Here is a 17971-nt window from a genome sequence, read left to right on the forward strand (position 1 = left end):
ATCCTAGTTCGTAAAACTATTCCGAATCTTAGCATTTTATATGTAGTCTATCATTCTAAACATACAAAATAACATCGAAATTATTTTGTTAATATTTTAAATAAATTAATGATCAGAATATTATTAAACAAAACTTAAAATTAGCTTGGTTATATATCTCATTTTCTAATTATTTTTTAATTAACTTCATTCCCAACCACGCCAAAGCTACATTAACTAATGCCAAACTAATACATGCAAAAATTACTCCATGCCAATTTAGATTTTGGTAAATAATCCCCAACATATAAGTACCAATACTGCCTCCGGCCAAGCATGAGAGTAAATATATGGATGAAATGGCTCCGCGTGAATTTATTGGCACAATTTGATTAAGTACCGAAATAACAATTGGTTGAATACCAAAAACAAACAAGAATAGACCAAAAATACCTAGTGCAATGCACAATAAGTTTTGACTAAAGCCAATGGTAATAACAGCTGCACTAACACATAATAAGCAAATAATTAATAACTTTTTATCACTGACAGTTTGCGACAATTTACCAGTAATTGTGGCACCAATAACCGCGCTTATGCCAGCAAAATTTAACCATCCTAACACGGTGGATGAAAGATAAAATGGCGCACCTTTCAAATAAAAGGTAAGAAACGAAGATAATCCAAGATAAACAAAAAATAACAAAAAACCGACCAATAAAAAAATAACTACTTTGGTATTAAGTAGTAATTTTGCTGCCGCTAAATAAATGTTAACAATGCTAACATTAGCATTCGAAGAATTATTATTGCTATTATTTATACCAAAAGGAATAAATAGGCAAGCAAACAGAATAAAACCCGCATAAATAATAAAAGCTAACTGCCAAGACCAAATATCAGCCATCATAGCAACAATACTACGACTAAAAATAATACCGACAATTGAAGCTGAAATCATCACGCCCATGGCTTGGGGTAATTTTTCATTGGGCGTATTTTTAGCAGTATAGGCAAATAAAGCTGCTGGTACTGAGGCGGCAAAAAAGCCAGTTAAGGACATCATAAGTAAATGTATTTGGAAGGAATCAACCATACTGGCTATAACTAAACAGAAGATCGTTCCAACACAACCAAATAGTACTAATAATCTAGTTGCCACTCTATCTGATAATGGGCCATAAATGAAAAACGAAATTGCATAGAAAAAACAAGAAAGACTAAAAACAAACCTTGCATCCAAAATATTTATATTAAAGCTTTTGGATATTTCTTGGAAAATCAGTTGACTTATATAGACCGAACCGACCAACAGCACAATTAATGCAGCAGATATAAAAATACTAGTATTTGCTTGTTTTACAATCGGAGTAGTACTTGATTCCATATTCTAAATTCCTTTTTAAATTGCGAGTAATACCCATCGCTACATTTTTACCATCACAGAAATATCAAGACATAACGTTAGTATTAAGTTTACTAAAATTAATTATTGAAGATGAAAACTAAAATACGCTAATCAACCATACTAATAGAGGAAAAATGCAGAAATAGAAAATAAAGGTATTAACTAAAGGGTTGCAAGGATAAAACAAAAGCCGACAATACCAAAATACTTATTTTGCGATATGAAATTAATATCAAAATATGTTTAATTAAAACGTATAAGTATTTACAAATTACAGGTTACAGGTTACAAGTTATTACAAACTGATTTTAAAGAATATTATTCTAGGTTGTTTTCATTAAATAATGTGACCGATTAGTCACATTATTTTACAATTAGGCTAGCATACTTTTATTAAAACGAATTTAACTATTTTTTATCATTATTTTATAAGCACCAGTAGCATAAATTACCCCGCCAATCACCAAAACAGCTCCTGCCAGTTGTAATACATTTGGGATCAGGCCTGTTATTAGAGCAAGCAACATAGCAAAAACTGGAACTAAATTAAAAAATACAGATGTAGTAGCTGCACCGAGTTCTTTTATGCCAACATTCCAAAATAAGTAAGCTAATACTGAACCAGCTATTGCCATATAAATAAGCATCATGTGATTAGATAGAGAAATTTTTTCAATCTCTTTTAATAAGTTACTTTGATATATTGAAAAAAATAATATACCAATTGAGCCAAATAACATCGTAAAACTAGTTGTTTGTAATGGGGTTGAGTTGGAGATAAATTTACGACAACCGACGGTATAAGTCGCCCAAGCTATATTACCTAACAAAATAATTAAATCCCCGCGACTGAATTGTAAATTAACTATATTATTTATCTGCCCATTACTAATCACCAAAATCACACCAACCAAACTAATTAACATACCTACAGCTTGTGACCAAGTTATCCGATGTTTATCTAATATTGAGGCAATTAACGCTGTAGTTACTGGTGAGGTAGCCATAATAAGAGCACCATTGATCGCCGAGGTGGTTTGTAACCCAATAAAGAAGGCTAAATTAAACCCCGTAATACCACATAACCCTAATAAAATGAATGCCAGCCAATTTAATTTAAATGCAGTAATGTTATTTTTAGCCTGGATTACCATATAAATAAAAATAACCAAACTAGCAATAATGAAACGTTCAGATGCGGCAACCAGAGGTGACACTTCTGTTACAACTATTGATGCTGCATTAAAATTAGATCCCCAAAAAAAAGTAGATAATGTAACCAGTAATAATGCCATTTGACGATTTTTCATTTTATTCTCCATTATTTCTAAAATAAGGTATCTAAGCTTATTGAAGCTATCAGTAATTCTTGTTGGAGAATTAATTCAAAGTATTAGAATTTCGATCACATCCATGTCCTTAAGCGTTCATGGTTTTACCTTTCCGTAAGCTGATATAGGATTCAATATTCTCGTTATAATTTGAGTCAACTTAGATGGTTATTTGTAAACTGGATTTAAGTTTATTTACATTTCATTTATAATACAATGAACAAAATAACAACATTAAATTTCAAAAATGAAACTATCTTTTGATGATCTCATAATCTTTATAAGCGTAATTAGAGAAGGCAGTATTATTAAAGCTGCCAAAAAACTCTCAATGCCATCACCCACCATAAGTAGACGGTTGACTCAATTAGAACAAGCTATTGGTGGACTTTTGATGTATAGAAGTAGTAGAAAGATCACTCTTACCACATTAGGGCAAATGTATATTGATAAATTTACTAACTTAGTAGATGAATTTATTGAAACCGCAGAAAATCTAGATGATTATCACCAAAAATTATCAGGAACCATTAAAGTAACTGCACCAATGAGTCTAACCCATCAATGGTTTGGTAACTGTATTTTTGCATTTAAGAAAGAGTATCCAGACATAAAAATAGATTTAATGGCAACCAATAAAATTATCGATTTAGCCGATATGAATATTGATATTGCAATTAGAGTTGGCGATCTCAGCGATAGCGATTGGATTGCCAAAAGACTATTAGTATCAAAAAATATATTATGCACATCGAAAGAATATTTAGAGAAAATAGGGAATTGCTCTAATCCTGTCGATTTATTAGATCATCATTTAATTAATAATAATAATAATCTAAATTGGTCATTAAAAAATATAAATAAGCCTGAATATTACCAAGTCCGAGCAACCCCATGTTTAGTTATAGATGACGCTGAACTTATAATTGATGCTGCAAAAGCAGGCATAGGGATCTGCTTTGTACCGTCACAGTTTGTTATGAATTGTTTATCAAGTGGTGAATTAGTACAAATTTTACCGGATTGGATCGGTAACGCCAGATCAATCTATATCATATTTAAGGACAGAAATTACCTACCTAACCGGGTGAGAGTTTTTAAAGAATACATTGAAAATTATATTAATAAAAATCTCTAAATATGAGCTAAATTATCATTAGTTTTGGTGACGAGAATTTTATTCGTCATCTGATTAATGTTTAAACTAAAAAATAACTTAATTTTATTATTTTAGTCACACAAACCTGATCTAACAATTAGCTTCATTTTTTACGTTCTTTAAAAACATCATGAGCGGTTTTTAAAGCATTAGTTACTCGAGGGAAGCCAACATAAGGCAAACAGTGTACACAAATATCTAATATTTGTTCTTCGGTTAATCCCGCATTTAAGCCGCCATGCATATGCATTCTTAACTCATCTTGAACACAGCCTTGAGTAATTAAAGATGAAATTGTAACTAATTGTTTTTGCTGTAAAGATAAGCTATTGCGACTATAAATATCACCATAAGCAAAATCACAGATATATTCATCAAATTTAGTTGCTAATTTGGCGTTTTCTTTTAAACCATTAGCACCAAGTTCTCCATATAATTGCGCGATATTTTTCAGTCCATTTTCATGTCTTAATTTAGTCATCTTATCCTTCCAATAAATTATTCGAAATGAATTTAAATATAACATATTATGGTTGATAAACCTTCCATATTATGATTTTTGGTAACATGATTAAATGAATAACATAACCTATGACTAATAATACTTATCAATCAGAAGGAAAATCATAGGCTATATTGCTTCCTTTCTAAGAAAAGAAGCAATAATTAGGAAATATAATTATTTTGCTTATACCAAGTGACGACATCTTTGAAGGTAGCTTCTAAAGGCCTAAATTCACAACCTAACTCTTTAGCACTTTTTTCATGACTAAAATGAGTACGTTGGTATTCTGTTCCGATTAATTTAACCGAAGAGTAACTAAGTAGAATTGGTTTACGGGTGATTAAATGATAGATTTCTTGCCCTAATGCAATAATTTTCAATAGCCAAAATGGAATAGATTTAGTTGGCATCTTAATACCAGTCGTTTTTTCGAGTAATTCGAAAATATCTTTCATTTCCATATAACGCCCTGCTGCAAGGTATTTTTCACCACTTCGACCTTTTTCCAAAGACACAATGTGATGTTCAGCAACATCACGGGCATCCACTACCGAAAAACTTGCTGGTAAAATACCCGGCATTTTTCCGGCAATATAATCTAAAACTAATTGTCCTGATGAAGTTGGCCCCATATCAAAAGGTCCATACATCCAACCTGGTAAAATAATTGTAGTAAACATATCAGGATGTTTATTTAAAAACTCCTTAACTTTGCGCTCGGCTAATATTTTACTTTTATAATAATTATCACTACCTTCAAGGTGACGTTCCATGGTTTCATTAATCAACTGATTTTTTTCACCATAAAGTGTAGCTATCGAAGAGGTATACACGGCTTTACGAATTCCTGCTTTGTAAGCTGCTTCTAAAATTTGCTCTGTTCCCTTTACATTAGTATTAAAAAGCTCATCCCAGTGTTTTCCACCTTTATAGTTATCTCTAAAAAAAGCGGCACAATGGAATAATGTATCACAACCTGATAAGTGGTCAGCAAACCCTTGGACATTAAGAATATCACCCTCAATAATTTCTACTAACGGGTTTTGAAATAGCTTCTTAGCTTTATCCATAGATCTAGCCAGAACTTTAATTTTGACATTGTGCTCAATCAAATTTCTAACAATACTACTACCTAGCAACCCCGTTCCACCAGTAACAAAGACTACGTTCATTATGAATACCCCTCTTTGAATCAGATTGCGATTTTAAATACCAATCAAAATCCAGATACCAATTGGTATTTATATTTAAGCATGATATATTAATAGCTGTTAATTAACAATCTACTTTAAGTTAACTTTTAATAACATTTTAGAATATACAGAGCATTTAAAATGCAAAGAATGACTAGAGCACAACAGCAACAACAAACTAAAGAAATGTTATTTATGGCTGCAATGGAGCAAATAACTAAGTTTGGCTTTGAAAAAACCAGTATTAACTCAATAACAGAAGCTGCTGGTTTTTCTAAAGGTGCTTTTTTCTCTAATTTTGAAAATAAGTACGACTTGCTATTGCAACTAACAGAAAAACTTAAGAGTGAAGAAAGATCGCTATTAAAGTCATCACTTAATATTAATGATAAACAACACACCATTTCTATTCATGGTTTAAATGCTTACTTTGACCATATAAAAAACAATACCGTTTGTGTTATTTTAGATATTGAAATGCAACTCATTGCCAGCAGAAACCCTCAATTTAAATCTTTTTATTGCCAGTTCCAACAAGAAAATAATAAAGCTTTAGGGGAAATAATTGGTAAAGTATTTGCTTCCAAAGGAGTAAAACCATCCCTATCCCCTGAATCTTTAGCGCAAATATTTATCGCACTCACTGAAGGTTTGTTATTACAAAATGTCGACAATCCAGGAAAGCAAATTAAAGCTATATTAGAGGCACTCATTGCCAAGGATAATAAAAATTTAAAATAGTCACGATGTTGTTTACTGGTTAATCAGATAAAATTATTTTTTATTGCCATTCGGTGCTATTTATCCACTCCTATACGTTCCATTTGTTGTTTAAATCTATAATAAAATTTTTCATATCTTTCAACTACCTGCTGATAAGTTTCATAATGTTTATCATTGTTAGCTAACGTCGAATTAGGTTCTAATGGAATACGCAAATACTCTAACCTTAATGGATTATTAGGAATACCTTCGGTATTAGGCGGTATCTCTTCAACAAAAGTCCAAATAGTGGGACTGTCAATAGTACCTTGGCTTGTTTGAGTTTCTGTTTCTGAATTAAATGGGGGGATTAATCCATATTCTTTTGGTCCTAGAATAATTTTTTCCTGTGGGTAGGATATTTCTAATAACTCACCTCCAGGTTTATCGTAGTAACACATAGGCATATAGTTATGCTCCGGCATCCATACCCCAGTTTGAGTAATGGAACTACCGGTAGGGAATGTTTCTGACCAGTGAATTAAATAATTGGGATAGACTGCTGGCTCTATTAAACAACCTTGCACAAAAGGATCGTTTGCATCTTTGGCAACAAATACATCATCGTAATCTCTCACCTTATGATCAAATAAATCCATAACAACAGATAATGCGGGGTTGCCCCCTCTATCACTCAGTAAATCATAAATACGGCTATCTAATCTATAATCTGTTTCCAATAGGTCATTAATTTCACCTGGAGCATCAGCTTCAATCCCTTGTGGTAGCGCATCATCAAAAAACAAACTATCCGACTTAACTCGCATAAAACCAGCGATTCCAATAGAGAAATTCACTGATTGCCGTGAATATTTACGTTTAATAGTTACTTTTTCTTTAAGCTCTAATAACTTAGGACCGATAAAGCGGTCGATAGCAAAATCCTGCCAAAAGTAATATAACGTTTTTTCTGATGACCAGCGCGAATACCGTTTTTTATTGAGTTTGTCATACTCAATCACTTTATCGTAAACAGCCTGCAACGCCGATAAACAACGTTCACCATACTCTAAAGAATATAAGTGATATAGATACCAAGCTTCTAGCTGGCGGTAAGGGTTTAGTAGTAACTCTACATTTTTACGCATGGTTTTTATAAAAAATATAATTAAAAAGGATCAACATTCATTAGCTATTGCTACTAATAGAAAGAGTTAAGTTTCCTGCTCCAAATTTCCGTATAAAAATATATTACAACCTTTCTTTTTATCATAAAAATGATATTTTTTTATTTTTCTCGTCTATCCATAGATTACAATAAACACTACTATTATGAAGGACAACATCATATGAGATTTATTAAGTTGTTATCAGTATGTATATTATTTGCCAAAAAAATAATTTAAATTTAAACTTTAACTACCAAAAATAAGAATAATGTCTAACATAGATTTATTAATAACTATCTATAATTAAAAGTATTTTCTAAGAAAAGGAAATTAATGTATGACAGCTTCAACCTTGGGAATAAAGATTGTCCATCTTACTAAACTAGGACTTGGTCCGAAATTGATAGTTTATATTTTATTTGCATTCGAATTTATATCTCTTATAGCTCTTTACCTAATCGATCTATTATCTTTAGATGAAACTATTGTAATTATTGCTGTTGCAGTCATTGTTGATTTAATTCTTTATGTGGTATTTGCCTCTTTTGCTCGTAAAAATACTGACATGCAATTTTTTGAAAAAGGTTTAATAATTAAAAAAGGCAAACAATCGGTAAGTTATCTATACAATCAAGTAAAAAATTTCTATTTTTTCCCTGATCAACATGGTTTTATTTCAATTCTTAGCATCCAAATGGATGATGATCCAAAATTCTACAGCTCGAATAAATTAGGCGGTGGCAACAAAGAAGCTTGGGTACAAACCTATATAGATGCAGTCTTTGAAGAAAAACTAACTCTTCTCGCACAAAATAAATCCTTAACTTTTGAATATTTAGAAAATAAAAATAATTTACTTAACTATTTAGTTGGCCGTAATTATTTAAAAAATTTTGATGACCAGAAAAAAAAGATTGTATTAACTCAAAATCAAATTCAAGTTGATAGCGTAAATGTATCTCCTTATAGTCAGTTACAATCAATTAGTACCAATGATTGGAAAAATACCATCACTATCACTGACATTTATGGAAATGAGTTTTTCTCTAATGATTACTCAAGCCTATCGCAATGTTTGTTGTTTATTTGTTTAGTTAACTATCTAATTGCAGAAGCAAATAATAAAATTAACTAACATTAGTGGGATTATAATAGCAAGGCAATCATTAGAATTTACGACTTGATGCTATTGATAATATTCAAATACGCCGCCGAATTTTTGAGCGATATTATCACGCACTGGTTGTTGTAATAGTGCTTGTGCTAATAATTTTGCCCATGGTGCTTGCGCATTTTGTTGTTGTACTACAATCCCCATTGGAAAATCTTTAGCATCATTATCGCGAATAATATAATGTCTAAAATCTTTACCCGCATTTTTCATATGGGTAAAAAAGACGATTGCGGCATCTAAATCATTTAAGGCCCTAACAGTCTGAACTTGATTCATATCAATCAATTCAATATGTTTTGGGTTTTCCTTTATATCAATTAAACTAAACTGACCTTGATGTTGTTTATCAAGTTCTATTAAACCAGCATCATTTAACATCCGTAAACCACGATCCATATTCATGGCATCGTTCATAATCGCAATTTTAGCACCATCAGGTAATTGATCTAATGATGAATATTTTTCTGAGTACAGACCAATTCCAGTAGTAAAAGCATAAGGTTGCACCATAGCAAGATTACCATGATTTTGCGAATTAAAACTATCCATAAACTTAATATGCACACCTAATGCAGCATCTGCACTCCCATCATTAACAGCCCGAATAACATTAACATTACCAGACATAATAACCAAATTAACATCTAAACCTTGCTGTTTTAACCAATCGAGCCCCGGTTGTAAAATTGCTGCAGAAATTTCAGTAGTTGCTACATTGATTTTCTTAGGTAACGGAGTATCAACTGATTTTTCAGTTTTATCATTATCACAGCCGATCAAAGCAACAGTTACCAAAAGTAAACTAATAAATTTAATAAATACTTTCATACAATATCCTCTAGTTGTGTCTAATTAATGTTTGTTTCTGTGATAACTAAGAGTACCAAAACTACCTTTGTAATAATTACAACTTAACTTAACATCCAATTTATCACCAATATTCATGTTCTCGGCTCGTTCTATAATTTTTTTCTTAGTTTGATTATCATCCATTAAATTACTGGTTGCTTTCACACCATCAATAATTTTATCTAATTGATTAAAAGGTATTCCCATTGCTATTTCATCATCTTGCCATTTGGCCACCTTTCTTGTACCAGCGCAGAGCATACTAATATTAGGTTGATTCATTTCAAAAGGATAAGATGTACATTCTTGACAAATGGCTTGATTACCTACCATTTTTATATTTTTTAGTTGTCCAAAATGATAAGCATAACCTTGAATTAACCGCATAATATTTAGAGAGTTAGCTATTATTATCACAACATCAGGTGTAGCTTTTTCAAACTGTTCTAAAGGTTTAATTTCCACACCCAAAACATGATGCTGACAATAAATCATATCTTTGGCAACTTGACGACTAATCCCATAATCAGCATATAATCCCATCCTAAAATGACGTCTTCCTGATTTTACCTCAGTTTGATCAATAATATCTTGTGAAGCTGGCAACATTCCTAATACCCTAGCCCCTGATAAACAAGAAATTTTATTAAGTCCAAGTTTACATGACGTTCCTAAGGTTGCATTTTTAACGGCAACACAGTATTGTTGGGCTACTTTCGGTTCAGGAGTATCACAATTTTCATAATCATTTTGATCATACAAAAAACGTACTCCCACTGGTTTTCTTACTAAAGATAACATCACTTCTAACCAAGTACTTGCATCTTTGCTTATTGTGATACTGTCAGCTTTATTATTCATAGTAGATGTCCTTAGACTGAAATTGCTCTTACTGCTAATAGATTATTTAAGACGATTGTAAATAAACTGCCCCATAGCTTGAATGGTCCAAACCATAATACCGATAATAAATACTACAAAATAAGTAACCACATCATCAAATCTCTCGTAACCAAAGGTCAAAGCTACAGCACCAAGCCCACCAGCACCAACTGCTCCAGCTAAAGTAGTATTTGCTAATGCTTGAATTAAGATAAATGTCATATTATTAACTAATGCTGGTTTTGCTTCTACAAACATAACTCGTGTTAGAATTTGCCAGTTAGTTGCGCCAAAAGCTTTAGCGGCTAAAATTGTATTCGGATTAACTTCCAATAATGAAGATTCAACAAGTCTAGTGACTAAAGGAATAGTAATAATACTCAATGTAACTGACGCCGCAAGCCAACCTACACTAGTTTGAACTAATAATTTTGTAAATGGAGCTAATGCCACAATCATAATTAGAGCTGGGAATGATCGAGTAATATCAATACAGTAATTAATACTTTTATACACTAAGCGCCGAGGAGCTAATCCCCTTGGTCTGGTTACAACTAAAATTACTGCACAAATACCACCGAATAAAAAACCCAAAAGTGCTGAAACGACTAACATTTTTAAAGTAGCAAGCAGCGCCGGCCAAATAATAATCGTTAAGTAGTCAAATAATCTAGTTTGGCTGAGGTTAAAGAACATCTACTACCTCATTATTTGTAATCACTGATTTAATATGTATATACCTAATTTTCTGTTCATCAAGAAAATAACATACATGAGTTAATTCACTAATTATGAAACTAATATAATAAATTGTTAACGAATGGCCGTTACAATTCTCTGTTTTAGCATTAATAACCTGAAAATTAAGGTGTAATTGCTGAGCTAAAATCGATAAAATTTGTTGATCAGCGGTACTATCAGTACAAATAATTTTCAAACAAGTTTGATTATCTGGAAGTTCAAAGACTGTAGAGCCAATCAGTTTTCTATAAGCAGCTGGTTCTTGTAGTAATACATCTATAACTGGAGCTGTCAAAGCCACTGTTTTGTTATCAATTATAGAAACACGATGACAAATAGCTTTAACAACTTCAAGCTGATGCGTAACCATGACAATGGTAATTTTAGTTTGAAGATTAATCGCTTGTAAAAGGGATAAAATCGATTTTGCTGTTTGAGGATCTAAGGCTGAGGTTGCCTCATCACATAAGATAATATCAGGTTTTAAAGCCAATGTTCTCGCAATGGCTACGCGCTGTTTTTGACCACCTGATAGTGTTTTCGGAAAATCATTGGCTTTATCTAATAACCCAACTAAAGTTAATAATTCAATAACTCGTTGATGTCTAGTTAGTTTATCTACATTCCAACATTGTAAAGGTAACATTACATTATCATAAGCAGTTTTATTTTCGAGCAATGCAAAGTCTTGGAAAACCATTCCAATTTTTTTTCTTAAAGCTCTTAAGGGTTGTAGCGGTAAAGTATTGACTTCTACACCGTCAACTTTAACACTTCCGCTCTGATATGGTTCCAATCCATTAATGCAGCGTAATAATGTTGATTTACCTGCTCCACTACTTCCAATAATGCCGTGAATCTCACCTTTGGTAATATTCAGGTTAATATTTTCAAGTATTACTTGATCAGAAAAGCTCTTACATAAGTTTACAACTTTTATCAAAAGCTATCCCACGCTGTGTTTATATTTTTTATAAAATAACTTATGCAAAAAACTAACATAAATGAAAACAGTAATCAATAGAATTAAATTTGATTTAACTCCTTTAATTACCGTTATATGATGACTAACTATTTCTATATATACACCAATTTTGATGTCGAATTATTTATACCAAAATGTCCAATTTAATACCTAACAACCAATAAACATCCACCACTATTTCAGTTGCTGATACTCTTGTTCCGACACAGGCTCACACCATTCGTTATGTAGATTTTCTCCCGGGACTTCAATAGCAATATGGCTAAACCAAGAATCAGCTTTGGCACCATGCCAATGCTTCACTTCTGCTGGGATTACAATAACTGAACCTGGCTGTAAACTAACTGCCTGTTTACCCAGCTCTTGATACCAACCACTACCAGCTGTACATAACAAAATTTGTCCGCCACCTTTGCTGGCATGATGGATGTGCCAATTATTCCTGCAACCCGGTTCGAAGGTTACATTTGCTAGAAATAAGGATGTATTAGCTGGATCGGTTAAAGGTTTAAGAAAGGAATTACCAATAAAATATTTAGCATAGGCGGTATTAAGTTCCCCTATTCCAAATATATTTGCCTTGGCAAACTCTGTTTTGTCGATTATTTTCATATTATGATCCTTATTCTTAACAATAGTTAAATAGCGCCCATAATGCGATGAGGTAAATACAATTCTTCAAGATAATTAATATCTTCCTGCGTTAGTTGTATATTCAATGTTCCTATAGTATCATCAAGATATTTTGTTTTAGTAGCACCAATAATTGGTGAAGTCACACCTTTGGCCAATTGCCAAGCTAAAGCAATTTGTGTCATGCTAGCACCATATTTTTCAGCTAGTTCATGAACTCTTAGTGAAATTTTGCTATCATTTTTTTGAGTACTGTCATACTTGGTAATAGCGACTTTATCAGTTTTACTACGTAAAGTATCTGTTTGCCAATCCAAACGAGAAAGTCTACCAGCGGCTAAGGGACTATATGGGGTTAATGCAACATGATATTGTTTACAAATAGGAATAAGTTCACGTTCATCTTCGCGATATAGTAGATTATAATGATTTTGCATAGCAATAAATGGCGTCCAACCGCCCTTTTCAGCTGCAAGTTGCAAATTGAAAAACTGATATCCATACATTGCCGATGCACCTAACGCACGGACTTTACCAGCCTTGACTAAATTATCTAACGCTTCCATTGTTTCTTCTATTGGAGTGTTATAATCAAAACGATGAATAATATAAAGATCTACATAATCAGTACCAAGGCGCTTAAGTGAACCATTAATTTCTTTTGCTATTGCCTGTTTTGAAAGATGCCCTTCATTAAAATAGACTTTGGTTGCCAATATGACTTTATCGCGAGCAATATTATTTTTTAATGCCCGTCCAACATATTCTTCACTGGTTCCATTAGAGTAGGTATTGGCAGTATCAAAAAAGTTAATACCTAAATCTAAAGCATGTTTAATAATGGTCTCGGTTTCAGTTGGGTTAAGTGTCCACGCATGCATTTGACTTGCTGGATCACCAAAGCTCATACATCCCAAACAAAAATTTGAGACAGTAATATTAGAATTACCTAGTTTTACATAGTTCATATAATCCCCATTGTAAAAGGTTATTAATCAGTCCAAATTTCTTTAGCAAAACGAAAAGCAGCCCAAGCTTTTGGCCAACCAATATAAAAGGCTACATGCGTAATAACCTCAGCAATCTCTTGCTTAGTAATGCCATTATCTTTGGCTGTTTGCAAATGGTATTGCAATGAACTATCTAAGATGCCACTAGCTAACAATGCCGTTACCGTGATCATACTTCGGTCACGTTGAGATAACTGCTGTTCTCGTGACCACACTTCACCAAATAATACATCATCATTAAGTTGCGCAAATTTGGGGGCAAAATCGCCCAAAACGTCTCTACCTGCGGTTACCTTCTTCATTTTTATTCCTTAATTACTTATTGAGTTTTAACTAAATTAGTCAGCTTGATCCCACCAGAATTTTGCAGTGGCACCACCATCGATCAACAAATCACTACCCGTAATATAAGCGCCTTTTTCGGACATAATAAGTTCTGCCAGATTGGCAACTTCATCGGGTGAACCACCTCGCCCCACGGGTAAATTTTTAAGCATGTTTCGGTAAAATTGTTTACGTTCGCCATTAAGCTCATCATTGGCGAGTGGCGTATGAATAATACCGGCACTGATGCAGTTTATTCTGGCACCACGATGCCCCCATTTAACTGCTTGCGCTTGCACCCGCAAAGCATTACCGCGTTTAGAAAGTTGGTAGGCTTTTAAACTATCATCGACTTCTTGAATAAAGGGTAACTTAAGTAAATCTTCGGTAGGCGTTAATGCTAGTGCTTTGGTTTGTTCAATTGATAATGGTTCTAACCGGTGAGCCGATTGCGAACCAATCACTAAAGCACTACTGCCTTTAGCCATCACGTCAGCAAAGGAATCTAATAACAATGCCGTACCATATAGATCAACAGCAAATAACCGTTTAGCCGATGCTTGTGATGGTGATAAACCGGCAGTATTAACTAGCCCCATAATATCGCCAAGCCCAACGGCAAAATGAACTAATTTATGGACATCGTCTGGATTTGATACATCACAACCAATGGTATGCACAGCAAATCCAGCATTACGCAATTCTTGAGCTTGTTTTTCCGCATTGGCTATGTTGACATCCGCTAATACTAATTGTTTGCCTACCGCAATACGCCTGGCAATAGCTATGCCAATCGCACCAGCACCACTCAAAACAATCACTTGCTTAAACATTATTAACCTCGATTGTCGCTGTTTCTATGAAGAAAATTCATTTTTTCAGATTATTAGGTAGCAATCATTTTGCTTAGACTAACTAATCGCTAATAGTTATTCTAGACACTCCCTTTATTGAGATAAATTAGCTATTGTTTTATAGTATGATGAATAAAATTCAATAATGGCCAAGCATATGATGTATAACTTCAATGAATTGAATTATTTTATTACTATTGCTCAAACTGGTAATTTTGTAAAAGCAGGTAAACAGCTGGGGATTTCAGCTTCTGCGGTGAGCCACAGCATACGCAAATTAGAAAATCGCTTAAATTTACGTTTATTTAATCGTTCTACCCGTAATGTCTCGCTCACTGAAGCTGGCAAACAACTTTACCAACAAATATCCCCATTATTTAATTCTATTAATCAAGAGGTTAATGCATTAAATAGTTATCTTAGCACCCCTGCCGGTACGATTAAAATCAATGCCCCAGATTTTGCCATTGAACACATTATCTATCCTAAATTACGTGATTTTTTACCAAAATATCCACAAATTAAAATCGAAATTCAAGCCGACAATAGTTGGGCCGACATCGTTAAACAAGGTTTTGATATGGGGTGCCGTTTAGGTAACGATCTTGCCAAAGAAATGATCGCGGTCAAAATCTCAGCGCCACTAAAAATGGCGTTAGTGGCTAGCCCTAGCTACTTAGCTGGCAAAGACCAACCTAAGCAAATTAAAGATTTAGATAATCACCGCCTGGTAGGTATGCAAATTTCTACCCAACATAGCACGGAACTAACTTGGGAATTCATTGAAAATGGCAAAATAGTAAAATACCAACCGCACTCACAATTTAAAATTAATAGCAGTGTACGTAAACAAGCCGTATTAGATGGTCTCGGCATTTCTTGGTTAGGAATGCCCGATGTAGAAAACGAATTAGCCAGCGGTCAATTAGTTGAATTATTAGCTGAATTTGCCATTAGTTACGATTCTTTTTATATTTATTACCCTAGTCGTCAAGGTCACTCAAACGTATTCAAACTCGTTGTTGATGCATTAAAATATTGATACCTTAAAAGCGATAAAAATGCCTATTTTATGCAAACAATTGCCATAAATGTGTATTCGGTTGCTGGCAACAGCATGTTACTCTCGTTTAACCAACAAATTTTCACCAATGCAAGTGATTATTAAGGGAGTAAATGATGAACAGGGTTTCAAGAAGGTATTTTTTAAAAACCATGGCAGCGGGATTAACCACAATTACCGCGGGTTATTTATTATCAAACAATAAAGTCTATGCGCAATCACCAATAACACAACCAAATAGTAACACTATTTTAGTTGTTTACTATTCATTACCAGAAACCAACAGTACTCTAAGTGAACATCGCGAAAACAGTACTGTTACTATTGCTAATCAAACCTTAGGCAATACCCAGTATATGGCGCTGGTTATTCAAGAAGCTTTGAAAAATGCAGATTTATTTCGCATTGAAACCGTAGTTCCTTATGACACCACCGATCATGCAAAATTAATTGATCAAGCCAAAAAAGAATTAAATAGTCATTATCGACCAGCACTTAAGCAAACTATCAATAACCTCGATCAATACGATACTATTTTATTCGGTTATCCTATTTGGTGGGCTGATTTGCCTACACCCGTTTATTCTTTTTTGTCACAACATGGCTTAGCCGGTAAAAAAGTCATTCCATTTGGAACGAATGGCGGTAGCGGTTTTGCCAATACTCGCACGACTATCGCCAAACTGCAACCTAATGCTGATTTTCGTGGTCAAGATGGGTTAACTATTTATCGAGACAGAATTGAGAATGCTAAAAATGATATTGTCGATTGGGTAAATAAACTTTCGTTGGTTTGAGTTTATTGAGATTAACTTACCAATTTGCCAATTAAGGCAAAATAAAAAATTACTTAATAAAATAAATTCATCGACTATTATTTGTCTCTATTAATATTTGGAATATCAATAGAATTGAGCGAATTAGGTAATAATTTGCTATTTTTGTACATGCATAAAAACACCTAATTGAGATATATTGATCAATAAGTTATTTTATCGCAGAAAAACTATTCTCAATGACAGGAAGATCAGAATGTCAAATGATCGACTAGCCCAAACTAATTATTATCTTAAACAAAAGATAATCCAGCATTTACCTCAAGCAGATCGCAAAGCTACTGCTATTCCGGGATTAATGCTATCACGCCATGACAATGACAGCCCGCAGGAAAATTGCTTTTATAGACCAATGATTGCCTTAGTAGTGCAAGGATTTAAACGATCTATGATTGGTAATGAAGAGTTTAATTATGGTAAAAACCACTTTATGGTAGTTAGTGTCGATTTGCCAGGGAGTTACCATATTACTGACGCCAGTCCGGAACTGCCATTTATTTCGATTTCAATCAAACTTGATAAACACATCATCAGTCAGTTATTAACTGAAATGCCAATCAAACCAACTTCTTTAAAACAAAAACCAGCATCACAAGTTAGTGTTGCGGAAGTATCACTACCAATCCTCGAAAGTTTTTTACGTTTAGTGGATCTACTAGATGAACCTGAAAATATCCAAATCATCGCACCAATGATAATTAAAGAACTGCATTATTATTTGCTTTGTAGTCCGGTTGGCGAAAGTTTGCGCCTTGCCAACTCCAGCGGCACCAAAATTAACCAAATATCAACAGCTATTGATTGGTTAAGAAACAATTACGCCAAGCCACTAGATATTGAACAATTAGCTAAATTAGTCAACATGTCAAGTTCAACCTTTCACCGCCATTTCCGCCAAGTTACCACCTTTAGTCCATTACAATTTCAAAAACAATTACGCTTATATGAAGCCGAACGCTTAATGTTAGTAGAAGGTAAAGATGTTAAAACGGTAGCTTTTCAAGTTGGTTACGAAAGCCCCTCCCAATTTAGCCGCGAATATAAGCGTCAATTTGGTGAAGCACCACACCGCGACATGCTCAAAAAACGTAGTTAGCATAATCACTACGCTTCTAAGTTAGAATCATCTCGGTTGGCTAAGTGAGTCTATTATTTATTAAATAAGTGTTTTCAA

19 protein-coding genes are annotated in these 17971 nt (G+C 33.4%); 6 read left to right on the forward strand and 13 right to left on the reverse strand.

The features are described from left to right. Positions 1-169 precede the first annotated feature (169 nt). Together A9G13_RS01585 and A9G13_RS01590 are read right to left on the reverse strand one after the other, a co-directional pair. Positions 170-1366 carry an MFS transporter gene (locus A9G13_RS01585; protein WP_065555869.1) on the reverse strand — a complete coding sequence of 399 codons (1197 nt, stop codon included), beginning with the start codon at positions 1364-1366 and terminating at the stop codon, positions 170-172. A 425-nt stretch (positions 1367-1791) separates the two neighbouring features. Further along, positions 1792-2697, reverse strand: a complete 906-nt coding sequence (locus A9G13_RS01590) for a DMT family transporter (RefSeq protein WP_065555870.1) — start codon at positions 2695-2697, stop codon at positions 1792-1794. 268 nt (positions 2698-2965) lie between these two features. On the opposite strand from A9G13_RS01590, the gene A9G13_RS01595 reads away from it, so the two are divergent. After that, entirely contained in the window at positions 2966-3856 is an 891-nt protein-coding gene (locus A9G13_RS01595) for a LysR family transcriptional regulator (protein WP_065555871.1), read from the forward strand. 124 nt (positions 3857-3980) lie between these two features. Here A9G13_RS01595 and A9G13_RS01600 read toward each other — a convergent pair whose 3' ends face one another. Together A9G13_RS01600 and A9G13_RS01605 are read right to left on the reverse strand one after the other, a co-directional pair. Further along, positions 3981-4358, reverse strand: coding sequence for a carboxymuconolactone decarboxylase family protein (locus tag A9G13_RS01600; protein ID WP_065555872.1), 378 nt, complete (start codon positions 4356-4358; stop codon positions 3981-3983). Between the two features lie 185 nt (positions 4359-4543). After that, entirely contained in the window at positions 4544-5554 is a 1011-nt protein-coding gene (locus A9G13_RS01605; protein WP_065555873.1) for an SDR family oxidoreductase, read from the reverse strand. 162 nt (positions 5555-5716) lie between these two features. On the opposite strand from A9G13_RS01605, the gene A9G13_RS01610 reads away from it, so the two are divergent. Continuing rightward, positions 5717-6316, forward strand: coding sequence for a TetR/AcrR family transcriptional regulator (locus tag A9G13_RS01610; RefSeq protein ID WP_065555874.1), 600 nt, complete (start codon positions 5717-5719; stop codon positions 6314-6316). A 56-nt stretch (positions 6317-6372) separates the two neighbouring features. On the opposite strand, the gene A9G13_RS01615 is transcribed toward A9G13_RS01610, so the two are convergent. Next, a complete protein-coding gene (locus tag A9G13_RS01615) occupies positions 6373-7425 on the reverse strand; it encodes a hypothetical protein (protein WP_065555875.1) in 1053 nt (350 codons plus the stop codon). Between the two features lie 358 nt (positions 7426-7783). Here A9G13_RS01615 and A9G13_RS01620 point away from each other — a divergent pair, with 358 nt between their 5' ends. Further along, entirely contained in the window at positions 7784-8581 is a 798-nt protein-coding gene (locus tag A9G13_RS01620) for a hypothetical protein (protein ID WP_065555876.1), read from the forward strand. Positions 8582-8632: 51 nt separating this feature from the next. Here the strand turns inward: A9G13_RS01620 and A9G13_RS01625 are convergent, their stop codons facing one another. From A9G13_RS01625 to A9G13_RS01660, 8 genes are all read right to left on the reverse strand, one after another. After that, complete coding sequence (locus A9G13_RS01625) at positions 8633-9448, reverse strand: MetQ/NlpA family ABC transporter substrate-binding protein (protein ID WP_065555877.1); 816 nt, start codon at positions 9446-9448, stop codon at positions 8633-8635. 24 nt (positions 9449-9472) lie between these two features. Beyond that, positions 9473-10330 (reverse strand): DUF169 domain-containing protein, encoded by an 858-nt coding sequence (locus A9G13_RS01630; protein ID WP_081301122.1) that lies wholly within the window; start codon positions 10328-10330, stop codon positions 9473-9475. Positions 10331-10372: 42 nt separating this feature from the next. Next, complete coding sequence (locus A9G13_RS01635; protein ID WP_065555878.1) at positions 10373-11047, reverse strand: methionine ABC transporter permease; 675 nt, start codon at positions 11045-11047, stop codon at positions 10373-10375. Continuing rightward, entirely contained in the window at positions 11037-12035 is a 999-nt protein-coding gene (locus A9G13_RS01640; protein WP_065555879.1) for a methionine ABC transporter ATP-binding protein, read from the reverse strand. Before A9G13_RS01640 ends, A9G13_RS01635 begins: the two co-directional genes overlap by 11 nt. Positions 12036-12251: 216 nt before the next feature. Beyond that, on the reverse strand, positions 12252-12689 hold the full coding sequence (locus A9G13_RS01645) for a cupin domain-containing protein (protein ID WP_065555880.1): 438 nt from the start codon (positions 12687-12689) through the stop codon (positions 12252-12254). Between the two features lie 26 nt (positions 12690-12715). Further along, a complete protein-coding gene (locus A9G13_RS01650) occupies positions 12716-13678 on the reverse strand; it encodes an aldo/keto reductase (RefSeq protein WP_065555881.1) in 963 nt (320 codons plus the stop codon). Between the two features lie 23 nt (positions 13679-13701). Continuing rightward, positions 13702-14022 (reverse strand): carboxymuconolactone decarboxylase family protein, encoded by a 321-nt coding sequence (locus A9G13_RS01655; protein WP_065555882.1) that lies wholly within the window; start codon positions 14020-14022, stop codon positions 13702-13704. Between the two features lie 36 nt (positions 14023-14058). Next, positions 14059-14877: an SDR family oxidoreductase gene (locus A9G13_RS01660; RefSeq protein ID WP_065555883.1), complete on the reverse strand. Its 819-nt coding sequence runs from the start codon at positions 14875-14877 to the stop codon at positions 14059-14061. Positions 14878-15058: 181 nt separating this feature from the next. On the opposite strand from A9G13_RS01660, the gene A9G13_RS01665 reads away from it, so the two are divergent. The 3 genes from A9G13_RS01665 to A9G13_RS01675 all read left to right on the forward strand — a co-directional run bounded on the left by A9G13_RS01665 (position 15059) and on the right by A9G13_RS01675 (position 17893). Further along, entirely contained in the window at positions 15059-15940 is an 882-nt protein-coding gene (locus A9G13_RS01665; RefSeq protein WP_065555884.1) for a LysR family transcriptional regulator, read from the forward strand. Positions 15941-16074: 134 nt separating this feature from the next. After that, positions 16075-16758, forward strand: a complete 684-nt coding sequence (locus tag A9G13_RS01670; RefSeq protein WP_065555885.1) for a flavodoxin — start codon at positions 16075-16077, stop codon at positions 16756-16758. Positions 16759-16993: 235 nt separating this feature from the next. Beyond that, positions 16994-17893: an AraC family transcriptional regulator gene (locus A9G13_RS01675; RefSeq protein WP_065555886.1), complete on the forward strand. Its 900-nt coding sequence runs from the start codon at positions 16994-16996 to the stop codon at positions 17891-17893. The last annotated feature ends 78 nt before the right edge of the window (positions 17894-17971 follow it).

The sequence above is a fragment of the Gilliamella sp. wkB178 genome, assembly GCF_001690705.1.
GTDB classification, from domain to species: domain Bacteria; phylum Pseudomonadota; class Gammaproteobacteria; order Enterobacterales; family Orbaceae; genus Gilliamella; species Gilliamella apicola_K.